At 42.3% G+C, this 13,615-nt stretch carries 10 protein-coding genes; 8 read left to right on the forward strand and 2 right to left on the reverse strand.

Going from position 1 to position 13,615, the window contains the following annotated elements; all coding sequences use genetic code 11:
- The first annotated feature begins 454 nt into the window (after positions 1-454).
- The 3 genes from glpT to WS42_RS12845 are packed head-to-tail and all read left to right on the forward strand — an operon-like array spanning position 455 to position 4,673.
- Positions 455-1,798, forward strand: a complete 1,344-nt coding sequence (glpT, locus tag WS42_RS12835) for a glycerol-3-phosphate transporter (RefSeq protein WP_013613481.1) — start codon at positions 455-457, stop codon at positions 1,796-1,798.
- Between the two features lie 24 nt (positions 1,799-1,822).
- A complete protein-coding gene (locus WS42_RS12840) occupies positions 1,823-3,277 on the forward strand; it encodes a glycerophosphodiester phosphodiesterase family protein (protein WP_013613482.1) in 1,455 nt (484 codons plus the stop codon).
- A 37-nt stretch (positions 3,278-3,314) separates the two neighbouring features.
- Positions 3,315-4,673 (forward strand): porin, encoded by a 1,359-nt coding sequence (locus WS42_RS12845; protein ID WP_046402355.1) that lies wholly within the window; start codon positions 3,315-3,317, stop codon positions 4,671-4,673.
- A 115-nt stretch (positions 4,674-4,788) separates the two neighbouring features.
- Here the strand turns inward: WS42_RS12845 and WS42_RS12850 are convergent, their stop codons facing one another.
- Positions 4,789-5,379 carry a 6-bladed beta-propeller gene (locus tag WS42_RS12850; protein WP_046402315.1) on the reverse strand — a complete coding sequence of 197 codons (591 nt, stop codon included), beginning with the start codon at positions 5,377-5,379 and terminating at the stop codon, positions 4,789-4,791.
- Positions 5,333-5,737, reverse strand: a complete 405-nt coding sequence (locus tag WS42_RS15650; RefSeq protein ID WP_013613485.1) for a hypothetical protein — start codon at positions 5,735-5,737, stop codon at positions 5,333-5,335. Before WS42_RS15650 ends, WS42_RS12850 begins: the two co-directional genes overlap by 47 nt.
- Positions 5,738-6,026: 289 nt before the next feature.
- Here WS42_RS15650 and mfd point away from each other — a divergent pair, with 289 nt between their 5' ends.
- The 5 genes from mfd to WS42_RS12875 all read left to right on the forward strand — a co-directional run bounded on the left by mfd (position 6,027) and on the right by WS42_RS12875 (position 13,385).
- Positions 6,027-9,341 carry a transcription-repair coupling factor gene (mfd, locus tag WS42_RS12855; RefSeq protein WP_046451208.1) on the forward strand — a complete coding sequence of 1,105 codons (3,315 nt, stop codon included), beginning with the start codon at positions 6,027-6,029 and terminating at the stop codon, positions 9,339-9,341.
- 26 nt (positions 9,342-9,367) lie between these two features.
- Entirely contained in the window at positions 9,368-10,102 is a 735-nt protein-coding gene (locus WS42_RS12860) for a type III pantothenate kinase (protein WP_013613487.1), read from the forward strand.
- A 114-nt stretch (positions 10,103-10,216) separates the two neighbouring features.
- Entirely contained in the window at positions 10,217-11,542 is a 1,326-nt protein-coding gene (locus tag WS42_RS12865) for a tetratricopeptide repeat protein (protein WP_013613488.1), read from the forward strand.
- Positions 11,543-11,583: 41 nt separating this feature from the next.
- Entirely contained in the window at positions 11,584-12,135 is a 552-nt protein-coding gene (gene lptC, locus WS42_RS12870) for an LPS export ABC transporter periplasmic protein LptC (RefSeq protein ID WP_228026209.1), read from the forward strand.
- A complete protein-coding gene (locus WS42_RS12875) occupies positions 12,132-13,385 on the forward strand; it encodes a hemolysin family protein (RefSeq protein ID WP_022160631.1) in 1,254 nt (417 codons plus the stop codon). Before lptC ends, WS42_RS12875 begins: the two co-directional genes overlap by 4 nt.
- The last annotated feature ends 230 nt before the right edge of the window (positions 13,386-13,615 follow it).

A 13,615-nucleotide genomic window follows, 5' to 3' on the forward strand; every position in this document is an offset into this window, starting at 1 on the left:
ATGTTTTAAAAATAAAAATGGATAATAAACGGGCAGCATAACAAAAAAAGAAGGCATCCTTTTCAGACACCTTCTTTAATTTATGCAGGAGCAGCTGTTTTAATCTGAGTCTCCTAAAAAAAATATAATTAACATATTGGCATCTAAAATAACAAAGATGTGCTGTAATTGATTCTTCTTTTGCCAAGTAGTGCAAACGGTGGATGTCGGGTTTTGTACCGGAAGACCCTTGGAACAGAAACGAGGGGCCGCATAGGCTCTCCGAATACCCGACCGGTGGTGTATGACAGAAACATTCGTTCATTTGTCATTGAAACAGTGACCGATCTGAATCTTCTTCACTTTAACCTCCTTCTCTTTATTACGTAAAAAACGAAACATTAAAAGTTTAAATAACGTAAAATTTATCCATAAAGACGGAGATGGGTAATTTTTTATATTAAAATAAACAAATATGTGGAGTTTTTTAAGACCGGAGCCTCATAGGCCCTTATTGCCGAAAGAACAGATCGACCCGACATACAAACGTTTACGGGTACAGGTTTTTATCGGTATTTTTATCGGATACGCTGGTTATTATTTAGTTCGTAAGAACTTTGCGCTGGCGATGCCTTACTTGGTGGAAATGGGGTTCGATAAGGGACTTTTAGGAGTTGCTATATCAGCGAATGCCATTGCTTACGGACTTTCTAAATTTTTAATGGGTGGAGTCTCTGACCGTAGTAGTGCCCGTAAGTTTTTACCCTTGGGATTGACTTTGTCTGCTTTGACGACTTTAATTCTGGGTACCCGGGCCGGATTGTCGTCTGTCGTGTCGATGTTTATCCTGCAGTTTTTAATCGGTTGGTTTCAGGGTATGGGTTGGCCTCCTAGCGGACGGGTGATGACACACTGGTTTTCGCAGCATGAACGGGGGACGAAAATGTCGATCTGGAATGTGGCCCATAATGTCGGTGGGGCTTTGATCGGACCGATGGCTGCCGTGGGGATGGCCTGGTTCGGTTCCTGGCAGGCCGGTACCTTCTGGTTTCCTGCTATTGTCGCTTTGGGCATTGTGGTGATCGCTTATCTGCTGATCCGCGATACCCCTCAGTCTTGTGGTCTGCCACCTATCGAACAATACCGTAACGACTATCCGCCCAACTATAGTGCCCAGTCGGAAGTGGAACTGACAGCCAAAGAAATTTTCTTTAAATATGTATTGAGTAATAAAATATTGTGGTATATCGCTATCGCTAACGCTTTCATCTATCTCGTCCGCTATGGAGTGCTCGATTGGGCACCTACTTATCTGAAAGAGGTGAAAGGCTACGATATCAAAGAGATCGGTTGGGCTTACTTTTCTTATGAATTTGCCGCTATCCCCGGGACGATTTTCTGTGGTTGGTTGAGTGATAAAGTCTTCAAGGGGAGACGTGCTATTACGACCATGATTTATATGGTCGCCGTCGCCATTTTTGTTTTTGTCTATTGGGAATTTAGTAAAACTCCGCTGATGGACAGTATCTGTCTGATCGCCATCGGTTTTCTGATCTACGGCCCGGTAATGCTGATCGGGGTTCATGCTTTGGATTTAGCCCCTAAAAAAGCGGCCGGTACGGCTGCCGGATTTACCGGATTTTTCGGTTATTTCTTCGGGACCGCCCTCTTTGCTAATATCGGTTTGGGATATGTTGTTCAGAATTTGGGCTGGAACTGGAATTTTATCGTGTTATTGGTGGCCTGTGCCCTGGCGTTCATCTTTATTGGATTCACGGCAAAGGAAGAACAATATCTAGTGAAACAAGCAAAACAATAATCACTTTATTTAAAAATCACAACTATGATTAAAAGATGGGTTTATGTAGCATTGGCATTCGGATTAGGTATGTCTGCGATGTCATGTGAAAATCAGAAATTTAATGATGTGAAGGTGGATGTCGACCGGGTACATGTCGATGAGCTTTCTCCTGAAATGATCAAAGTGCGCGACTATGTTCCCGAATATGCGGTTATTGCACATCGGGGCTCTACTTTCTGGACACCCGAAGAAACGGAATCCGCCTATCGGTGGGCGAGAGAAATCGGTGCGGATTATCTGGAATGCGATATGCAGGTGTCGAAAGACGGAGTGGTACTGGCACTACATGACGATAACCTGAAACGGACCACTAACATCGAAACGGTTTTCGGAGAAACACTACCCCGGGAAATCCGGAAGAATTATTATATGAAAATCGGATACTCGGAGACAGAAGCCGAAGAAAAAGTAAAAGCGGATGAAGCGAATTTCGTTCCTAACTTACCGGCTTATTATACTTACGAAGAACTGCTGATGCTCGATGCCGGTAGTTGGTTCAATAACGAGAATCTCGAAGAAGCCCTGCCCGGATTGGCTAAAGAAAAGCAATATATTTCCACACTGGAAGACCTGATTATGTATTCGAAAGGGTATCGGTTGATCCGGGACCGCAATCAACCGGGAATGCCCCGGCAATATTCCATTGTCGGGAAAACAGGGGAAACGATTACCAGTCTGAGCGGTACTGCCGATATCGTGAAATATGATTTCGGGTATGAAATCGATCCGGTATGGGAAGCCGGAAATAAGAATATCCCGGGAATCTATATCGAATTTAAAGAACCCTGGCTGAATCCCAAAGGATTCGAACAGATCGTGTATGATGTACTGGCCAATACGCAGGATATGAATATTATCGAAAAACCGGAACCCGAGGACACGCCTTTTTATATCAACAACGGGACGATTAATGTAGGAAATACCAACGGTAAAGTGATCCTGCAAACCTTCTCTTTGGAAAGTTTGGTCCGGGTGGCCGAGGTATTCCAGGGCAAAGTTCCCATGTGTTTCCTGTTGTGGAAAGGGACCGGTGCTACCGATCTCACTTATGACGATCCGCTGGGATATGCTTCTTTTATCAACCTGGGCGTAAAATATAAAGCACATTTTATCGGACCGTGTATCGCGGGGGCCCCTAATGATTATCCTGAATTGGATCAACCCTGGCAGGATTACCTGATCCATCGGGCGAAGATGAAAAACCATCCTTATACTTTCGATACCTATGATCAGATGGCGAAGTATTTCGGACAATATAATTTCGGCGTAGCCGACGGAATGTTCAATCCTCCTTATCTGGATGCTTTATTTACAAACCATTCCGATATGAGTATCAACTATATGATTACGCACGGATGGCGGAAGAGTCCTGCTTCCCAGACCCTGGTCGATGCAAGGGAAGTATTGAGAAAATTGGGATACTTAGATAATAATTAATTAGGGTGAATTTCAAAACTTTGTAAAAATGAATCAGATGAAAAAACAAATATTTTTCCCCGCCTTTTTGGTTGCGATCTTTTTATGGTCCGGGAATATTCAGGCTCAGGTTGAAGATGTGGCCAATCCGCTGTTGAAATATGTCAATCGGAACAATGGACTCAGATTTACTGCCGGAGGCCGTTTGTTTACCGATGTAGCTTATTATCATTCCGAATATACGCCGATGAAATCGGGGGCTGCTATTACCGATGCACGTATCCGTACTTCATTGAAATACAAACAATTCTATTTTTATGCCGATTTCGATTTTTCTAAAGGTTCTTTCAAACAGAAGAATATTTTCGGACAATACAACTTTAAAGAGAATTACCGGGGGGTACAGAGTGTGAAAGCCGGTTATTTTTGCGAGCCTTCTACGATGGCTTACAATACGAGTCTTTATAACTATCATTTTATTTCCCGTCCGGCAGTCGTCAATGCTTTGGCGCCTGGCCGAAGTCTGGGGATTACTTATAAGTTTTTCAATCAGAAGGTGTTGGCCGATCAGGGTATTTTTGCCGAAAATAAATACAATGATCAGATCAGCGGATTTCAGGGGTTTAGTCTGAGCGGTCGTTGGTTGTATAAGGTGATCAACGACGATTATATGACGCTGCATGTCGGATTGGGATTGCGTTACTCCCGGATAAATACCGGACGGGTAGTCGATGACGATGCTTTTAAAACTGAAGTAACTGTAGAGTCGGCCATGGAGACTTATGTGGATGCGACTACAAAATTTCTGAATGCCGATGTCGCCTGGGCTAAGAATATTCTCGATCTGAATCCGGAACTCTTGTTTAAGACCGACCGTTTGTTCGTCCGCGGGGAATATCTGTATAAACGTTTGTACAAAGACCGGCCCGATTTTGAATTATTCACCAATCAACTGGGAGGAGTATGGAGTTGGACGACGCTGGATGCCTGGAAAGCCGGTAACCCGATCCGCAGTACCAAATTCGACGGTGGTTATGTAGAAGCCGGCTATCTGATCATGGGCAACCGTTATACCTACAACGACGAATACGGTTTACTGGACGGTATGAATGAAAAGAATTCGCTGGAAATCGTCGCCCGTTATAGCATTGTCAATCTCAACGATATCAATAAAGGAGATTTTTTCCTGATCGGAAAGCATGTTTTCTACCCGGGCGGAGTCGTTTCGGATTATCCTCCTGTCTCGACGAGTATCGGAGGGGGTAAAATGCAGGCGGCTACCGTCGGTTTGAACTATACACTGAATCAGTATATCAAGGTGATGGGGGAATACAAATACAGCCGTTTGAGTAATGTGTATTATCCGATGGATAAGAATTTCCATGAATTGCAGATGCGGTTGATGGTTTCGTTTTAGTTTTACCGGACAGCAATGATAAAAATCAGCGAGATACTGTCAGGAAACAGTATCTCGACAAATATACTTTTTAAGGAATGCCTGTCTGGATTTTTGCCTTATTAGCCTCCTTATGTTAAAATGATGTATATAAAACAGAAACAGGATCTCCGGCGGTTGTAAATGCATTGACGGCCGGTGGGGTTATGTGATAAAAGGTTAGGTCGTCTTTATAATGATTATTGTTTAAAATGATTTTTTTCCCCGACTTTTTAAAATAATAGACCAAAAACGGCATATCATCTAAAGCTTCACATTCAAAAATAAAATGGATATACTTGTCATTTTCGTAATAACGATTCATGTGTGCTATATCCGGTTGTAGAAAGTATATACCTTGAGGTGTTTTTTCTAATTTGCCATTATACGCGAACTCTTGAAAATCAATGTATCGGGCTGGGATTAATTCTTGCTCTGTAACTCTGTATAGCATTTGTTCAAATTCTCGCTGCCATAATATTTCATTATTGCATTTGGTAAATGGTTTTAGAGGTCGGCAGTTGTAATGAGGGTCATATTTTAAGTGTGAGTTAATCCGTTTTTTATTGCGATAATCCCAAAGTACGACTTGGTCTTCAAATGCTGCTCCATTAAAAATAAGTATCGAATCATTTAGTATTTCAAAAGAGTCGGCAAAAAAAGGTAATTCTTGCAGAGCAATTGGCATCCCGTTTAATTCCTGATCCTTCGCAAATCAAATCCAATGGCTTGGTGCTAAATTTGACTTTATAACAAGCATTTGAGCCTTGTCGGGTAGGAGTACACTGTTCTAAATTACCATCGGCACGGCATTTCAAGGAAAAGCCTGATTTGTTATTAGGACATGTACAGCTTACTGATTTTAGTTTATCTCCTTTGTTGTATCCTTCATCTTGTGCCAATGCTTCTACATTGTAGCCAAGCATTTGTTGTAAAAAATTATTAGAGCGATCAAAACTAATAAAACTTATGATTTGGCTTAATAATGTAGCTGTTATTAATATTAGAAAGTAGCAAGACGAGTCGTTGGGTATAAAGTCTTTCAACCATCTATTTTTTCTTTTTTAGTTTAATATTGTTTGTCATAACAAAAATATATTAATTTTAAGAAAAAAACAAAAAATATTCTCAATTATTTCAAATATTGAAATCAAGTATTTTTTGTCCCTATTTGTAATATGGGAAGTAACTGTATCACGCATTCTGTTCCGCAATAGGTTTGTTGTATACAGTATGGATGTATCCTGTTTTCTAAGGGAATCTGACTTTTTATTTTTTTGCTATGTAAGTTTTGCTACATTATTTTTACCTTTGTCGAAATCAATTGGAAGAAAATTGAACACAAAGGATTTACTGCAAAAATATCTCTCTGCCCGGGCGGTGAAAAAGTTAACGGAGCTGTTAACTACCCGTAGTGACCGGAAATACAGACTTGTCAACAATGCCGGTTCGGTGACTTCCCTGATTGTCGGAGCCATGCGTATCACCCGGCCGGGGTTGCGGGTCGTTGTGCTGAACGACCGGGAAGAAGCTGCCTATTTTTATAATGATATATTGGCTTTGGCCGATGAAAAACAAATCGCCTTTTTGCCTTCTTCTTATCGCAGGATGATTAAAGAGGAAGAGAAAGATAACGATTCGGTCCTGGTGCGTACCGAAGTGCTGAATAATATCCGGAATGGCGAAGTCGATACTTTGATTACTTATCCGGAAGCATTGGCTGAAAAGGTCGTCGACCGGGAAGTGCTTTCCCGCATGTCGATGGTGGTGAATCAGGGAGATGCCTTATCGATTTCTTTCGTCGAAAATCTTTTGGTAGAATACGGGTTCGAACGGAATGATTTTGTCTATGAACCGGGACAGTTTTCGATCCGGGGGAGTATTGTGGATGTGTATTCTTTTGCAGAAGAACAGCCGGTCCGGATAGATTTTTTCGGAGATGAGGTCGAATCGATTCGTTTTTTCGATATCGAGACCCAGTTATCCGATAAAAAGACCGGGAAAGTATCGATCGTTCCTGATCTCAGTGGCAAAACAGAGGCCGGAGGATTTAAACATACGGACTTGAGTTCCTATTTCTCTGTTAAACCGGTCTGGTGGATCAAAAATGGGATGTTCCTTCACGATAAAGTGAAAGCTTTATATGCCGAAGCCGGGGAAGAGCTCGTCACTTCTGCCGAAGGACTGATGAATTATCTCGAAGATTGCCATGTGGTGGAATGGGGACCGGATATGTATTTCCGGGGAGAAACGATAGACGTAGCCTGTGAACCTCAGCCTCCGACCAACAAGCATTTCGATTTGCTGGCAGAGACTTTGCAATCCCGCCAAGCCAACGATTACCGGTTGTATATCTGTTCGAACAATGAAATGCAAATCCAGCGTATCCGGGATATTTTTAAAGATAAAGGATACGAAATCGGTTTTACCTGGCTGGAAGGCGTAATACATGAAGGATTTTCGGATTCGAATGAAAAGATTTGTGTTTATACGGAACATCAGATTTTCGATCGTTATCATAAATACCGCCTGCAGACTACCCGCATCCGGCAGGGGAGGGAATCGATCACCCTGGGAGAATTGCAAAATTTGCATCCGGGGGATTATGTCGTGCATATCGACCATGGGATCGGACGATTCGGCGGACTGGTCAAAATCAACAACGATGGCAACGAACAGGAAGCGATCCGGCTGGTATATAAGAATAATTCGGAGTTGTATGTCGGATTGCATTCCCTGCATAAAATATCCAAATATAAGGGGAAAGACGGTGTTCCTCCTGTCGTGAACAAATTAGGAGGAGACGCCTGGAATAAACTTAAACAGAAAACTAAGTCCCGGGTAAAAGATATTGCAAGGGAGTTGATCGCCCTCTATGCCCGTCGCAAGAAAGAAGCTGCTTTTGCTTTTTCTAAAGATAGTTATTTGCAGGAAGAAATGGAAGTGTCGTTTATGTATGACGAGACTCCCGATCAGATAAAAGCGATCGAAGCGGTAAAAGCCGATATGGAAAAACCTCAGGTAATGGACCGCCTGATCTGTGGAGATGTGGGATTTGGGAAGACTGAAGTTGCAATCCGGGCCGCTTTTAAGGCGGTAGCCGATAGCAAACAGGTGGCTGTCCTGGTGCCGACGACTGTTTTGGCTTATCAGCATTACCATACTTTTTCCAGGCGGCTGGAAGGCATGCCTTGTCGGGTGGAATATATCAGCCGGATGAAGAAACCCGGAGAAATTAAGAAAATCCTGAACGATCTGAAGGAAGGCAAAGTAGATATCATAATCGGTACCCATCGGCTGACCAGCAAAGATGTCGTATTTAAAGATCTGGGATTGTTGATCGTCGATGAGGAACAAAAATTCGGAGTCGGGGTAAAGGAAAAACTGAAGACCCTGAAATTGAATGTAGATACCCTGACTATGACGGCGACTCCGATCCCGCGTACTTTACAATTTTCATTGATGGGAGCCCGCGATATGTCGATTATCCGTACTCCGCCGCCTAACCGTTATCCCATTGTAACGGAATTGCACCGTTTCGATGAGCAGCTGATCAAAGAGGTGATTCTTTATGAAATGGCCCGTAACGGTCAGGTGTTTTTTATCCACAACCGGGTCGAGACCATCCGGGATATTCAGGGCATGCTGCAACGGATTGTCCCGCAGGTGAAAACCTGTGTTGCACATGGACAAATGGAAGGCGAAGAACTTGAAAAAGTGATGCATGATTTTGTCCGGGGCGATTACGATGTTTTGATCGCTACGACTATTATCGAGTCGGGGCTGGATATTCCGAATGCCAATACGATGATCATCAACCAGGCCCAGAATTATGGGCTTAGTGATCTGCACCAGCTGAGAGGCCGGGTGGGACGTTCGAATAAAAAGGCTTTTTGTTATTTATTGACCCCTCCTTTGGATACGGTTAATTCGGATGCCAGGCGCCGGCTGAAAGCGATCGAAGATTTCAGCGGTTTAGGAAGTGGTTTTAATATAGCGATGCAGGACCTTGATATCCGCGGGGCCGGGAATATCCTGGGAGCGGAACAGTCGGGATTTATTGCTGAAATCGGTTACGAAACCTATCAGCGTATATTGAATGAAGCTCTGCTGGAATTACGCGAAGAAGAGTTCCCTGGAATGGAAACGCCTCCGACCGAACAAAAGCAGGCTTACGTTGCCGATTGTGTGATCGAATCCGATTTCGAAGTATTGATTCCGGATACCTATGTGGAGAATATCAGCGAGAGAATTCGGCTGTATCGGGAGTTGGACAATATTCCGGATGAGGCTGGCCTGGAGAAATTCGGGCAAGAGCTGAAAGACCGTTTTGGCGAAATTCCGGCACAGGTGACCGGATTGATGGAAATTGTGAGGATGAGACGCCGGTGTATGGATTTAGGGATCGAGAGATTATTGGTGAAGAATGGGAAAATGATCATGTATTTTGTCGGCGAACAGACTTCTCCTTTTTATCAGTCGGCCTTGTTTGCCGCTATACTGAGGTTTGTGCAGCTGCAAATTTTGCCTTGCCGGTTCAGTGAAAAAAATAATAAATTATCGCTCGTGTTTACAGAAATTACGAATATTATGAAAATGTCGCGTTATGTGCGGGAGATGTGGGAGAAAACAAAGGCAGGTAACAGATGATAGATCAGAGATTTGAATTTTAGGCAATGAATTTGGTAATCGATATCGGGAATACCCGTAGTAAATATGCTTTTTTTCAGGAAGACCGGCTGATCGGGGTAAACTATCGGTTGGATTCGATTCTTGAAGACATTCGGGTATGGAAAGAAAAAGGGGAAAAGGTTTGGATATTTCTTACCGGAAGTGGTCATATCGATTCCGAAATGCAGCTGGCTATAAAAGAGCAAGCCGATTACTGGCTGGAAGCTTCGCCTGCTTTGGAGGTGCCGTTGAAAATCGGATATGCTACTCCCGAGACCTTGGGATTCGACCGGATCGCTATTTGTGTCGGAGCAAAGAGTTATTACCCGGGGGCTTCCCTCTTGGTGATCGATTCGGGTACCTGTATCACTTATAATTATGTCTCGGCCGAGGGCGTGTTTCTGGGAGGAAATATTTCTCCCGGATTGGAAATGCGTTTCAACGGACTGCACCGGTTTACAGCCCGCCTGCCTTTGGTGACACCGACAGAAACCTATGGAGGAATAGGACAGTCGACAGAAGAAGCTATCCGGAATGGCGTGATGTCTGGTATGCTTTTTGAGGTACAACAGTATATAGAATGCTTTCTCGGACAATACCCGGAAGGACATGTGTTGATTACGGGGGGAAATGCACATTTTTTGGAAAGACATCTGACTCCGGATATTTTATTTTGTAAATATCTTAGTTTTGTAGGATTGAATGAGATCTTGAAATATGTTAAAAAGTCGAACTATTAGCTAAAATACAGGTGTTCCCTGTATATTAAAAGAAAAATAGTGATATTTTTGCAGAGTAAGCTTAGATAAGTAACTAACAAAACATTAAATACATCGGTTAAAAAAGATAAGATCATGAAAAAGATTGTGGCTTTAGCATTCGGTATTTGTCTTATGGGAGGGGCAGTCAGTGCGCAGACACTCGACTCCAAATACGGACTGGATAGTGTGAAAACGTTGGAGAATGCTTCTATTTATTCAGAATTTCTTAAACAAAAAAATTATAAGGAAGCTTTGCCTGCCTGGCGGTATGTTTTTAATAACGCTCCCAAGTTTCAGATGCTTACTTATACCAAAGGGGAAGATCTGTTGATCAATATCTATCAGCAGACAAAAGATAAGACTTATGTGGATACCTTGATGATGTTGTATGATCAATGGGCGAAATATTTTGGGGATCATCAAAGGTATGGAGAAGGTTATATTTTGGGAAAGAAAGGGGCTACTTTATATCGTTTCGGAGGGGATGATACTAAAAAAACAGCTTTTTCTTATTTGGCTAAATCATTCGAGCTCGAAGGTAATAAAACTCACCCGATCACGGTGCAAACCATGTTTTTCGGAGCCGGGGATCTGCTGAAAAAAGGAGAACTGTCGAAAGATGAATACATCGCTCTTTATATGAAAGTTTCCGGTTTTATCGATGATGGAATCAAAAATGCCAAACAACCCAAAACGGTTGAAGCGTTCAAAACGATGAAGGGGAATGTGGATGCTATGTTTTTCAATGCCGGTGTAGCAGATTGTGAAACCTTGAATAACTTGCTTTCTGCAAAATACGAAGCCAATAAGGAAGATGTCGCTAACTTGAAAGAGGTGGCTTCTCTGTTACGGCGGAGCGAATGTGTCGATTTGCCTTTGTATGCAACTGTAGCTGAGCAATTGTACCAATTGGATCCGACTGCTGATGCGGCTTATAGCTTGGCTATCATGTTCCTGAAACGTCAGGAATTCGATAAAACCGAAGGTTATCTGAAAGAAGCGATCGCGAAATCCGAAGATAACGAGGCTAAAGCTGAATATTACCTGAAAATGGCTCAGTTGCAATTGGCTAAAAAGCAATATCAGGCGACTAAGACTAATGCGCTGGAAGTGCTGAAACTTAATCCGAACAACGGAACCGCATTGATGCTGATCGGAAAAGCCTATGCCAATTCGGCCTCCAATTACGGAGAAGACGATTTTGACCACGCATCCGTATTCTGGGCTGCTGTCGATAAATTCCAAAAAGCAAAACAAGTGGATCCTGCTATGACAGAAGAAGCGGATAAATTGATCGGAATTTATTCCCAACATTTCCCGAGTAAAGACGAGGCTTTCTTCCGTAGTGTTACCGATGGAGCAACCGTTAAAATCGGTAGTTGGATCAACGAATCGACCAAAGCACGTTTCAGAAAATAGTAAGTCGTATATTAATGAGTGTTTCTTCACGTATACTTTATATGAAAAGCATTATTGTTCTTCTGGGAGCAATAATGCTTTTAGCATGTAAAAATGATATCAAAGAAGTCAATGCATTGGCTGAGCGGGAGAAACGTCCCGATATGACCGGTGAAAACCTGGAATTGGTCTATTCCGATTCTGCCCGGATCAAATACAGGGTATTGGCCCCGGAATACATAAAAGTAAATAGGGAAAAAGAAAAATATGAAGAGTTTCCGAAAGGGATCCATGTACTTTCTTATGATCCTGCAGGAAAGATGATCGGTTCGATTAAAGCGAAATATGCCAAAAAGCTGGAAGATGAAATGCTTTGGGAGGCGCGTAATGAAGTGGTGATAATCAATGCAGAGGGGAAAAAGCTCGAAACCGAATTACTCTATTGGGATATGAAAAAAGAATTGATCTATTCCGACCGTTATGTCAAGTTGAGTGCCGACGGACAAATTATCGAAGGTAATAACGGCTTCCATTCCGATCAGAATCTGAATCATCCGGTGTTTGAGAATATTTCAGGTAGTATCGAAGTTGAAAAGCAACAACGTAAGCAATGACAGCAACCCTTTCGGTGATATTGATTTGTCTTCTGTTATCTGCATTCTTTTCGGGAATGGAGATCGCTTTCCTGACTTCTAATAAATTACGGATCGAGATCGATAAGTCTAAAAAAGGAGTCACTCAGGCTCTCATCGATCTGTTCATTTCGCATTCCGGGATGTATATTACGACTTTATTGGTAGGTAATAATGTCGTCATGGTGATCTACGGTATTTTTATGTCCGATCTGCTGGTCAAACAGTTCGAATTTTTACATTTATCGATCGGGGTCGAACTGTTTGTCGAGACCCTCGTTTCGACTCTGATCATTTTGGTTTTTGCTGAATTTTTGCCGAAGACCGTATTCCGCTTACGGTCTAATCTGTTTTTGAAGTTATTTTCTGTTCCTGTTTTTTTGTTTTATCTGTTGTTTTTTCCGTTGTCTTATTTTTCGGTGTGGTTAGGAGGATGGTTGCTGCGGATTTTTACCGGACGGAAATTAGGGCATAAAGAACCCAACCGGGCTTTTGGAAAAGTAGATTTGAACAACCTGATCGAGGAAGGAGAAGTCAATGCTCGGCAGGAGGAGGAAATGCACGAGATCAAACTTTTTCGGAATGCACTCGATTTTTCCGAAGTGAAGCTGAGGGAGTGTATCGTTCCCCGCCCTGATGTCGTAGCCTTGTCTATCGACAGTTCGATCGAAGAGTTGACCCAACTCTTTATCGATACCGGATTGTCCCGGATTTTGATTTATAAAGAAAGTATCGACGATATTATCGGTTATGTTCATATATCGACTCTTTTCAAAGATCCTCCGACGATTGCCAAAGCGTTGAGCCGGGTATTGATCGTACCTGAGACGATGTCTGCACAACGGCTGTTGAATTTGTTTATCCGGGACCAGAAAAGTGTTGCCGTTGTCGTCGATGAATTCGGTATTACAGCCGGGATCGTTACTATCGAAGATATTATGGAGGAAATTTTCGGAGAGATTGAAGATGAACACGATCACCTCAATTTGAAAGAAGTGATGATTTCCGAACAAGAATATATCTTTTCAGGACGTTTGGAGGTGGATTACTTAAATGAAAAATATCACCTGGATCTGGAAGAGCGTGAAGAGTATGAGACGCTTGCCGGTTTGGTGTTGTATTTCAATCAAAGTATTCCTCAGGAAGGGGAAACTATTGTTGTAAATGATTTAACATTTAAAATATTGAGTGTTAAAAATGCAAGAATAGAGGAAATCAAAGTGTGTATGTGATTTTTTATCTTTTTTGCCGTAGAATGCTAAATATAGGTTAGGGGGAAAGGGAATGTGCATTAGGTGTTGTTTTCCTGATGAAAAAATGAAATTTTCGAATACGAACAAGACCTGTGGAATTAGCATAAGGCGGCCGTTCGGAAATAGGTAGGGATATTCAGTAAATGTCCCTATAAAATACAATGGCATATGAAGATGCCCCAGTATAATCACTTCATATGTCATTTTTA

The sequence above is a fragment of the Odoribacter sp. N54.MGS-14 genome (assembly GCF_000980295.1).
GTDB classification, from domain to species: Bacteria; Bacteroidota; Bacteroidia; order Bacteroidales; family Marinifilaceae; genus Odoribacter; species Odoribacter splanchnicus.

Bases quoted from the DNA above. Each gene is read 5' to 3' on its own strand.
- glpT (WP_013613481.1), top strand. From the start codon at position 455: ATGTGGAGTTTTTTAAGACCGGAGCCTCATAGGCCCTTATTGCCGAAA.
- WS42_RS12850 (WP_046402315.1), bottom strand. From the start codon at position 5,379: ATGCCAATTGCTCTGCAAGAATTACCTTTTTTTGCCGACTCTTTTGAA.
- WS42_RS12840 (WP_013613482.1), top strand. From the start codon at position 1,823: ATGATTAAAAGATGGGTTTATGTAGCATTGGCATTCGGATTAGGTATG.
- WS42_RS12865 (WP_013613488.1), top strand. From the start codon at position 10,217: ATGAAAAAGATTGTGGCTTTAGCATTCGGTATTTGTCTTATGGGAGGG.
- WS42_RS12845 (WP_046402355.1), top strand. From the start codon at position 3,315: ATGAAAAAACAAATATTTTTCCCCGCCTTTTTGGTTGCGATCTTTTTA.
- WS42_RS12875 (WP_022160631.1), top strand. From the start codon at position 12,132: ATGACAGCAACCCTTTCGGTGATATTGATTTGTCTTCTGTTATCTGCA.
- WS42_RS12860 (WP_013613487.1), top strand. From the start codon at position 9,368: ATGAATTTGGTAATCGATATCGGGAATACCCGTAGTAAATATGCTTTT.
- lptC (WP_228026209.1), top strand. From the start codon at position 11,584: ATGAAAAGCATTATTGTTCTTCTGGGAGCAATAATGCTTTTAGCATGT.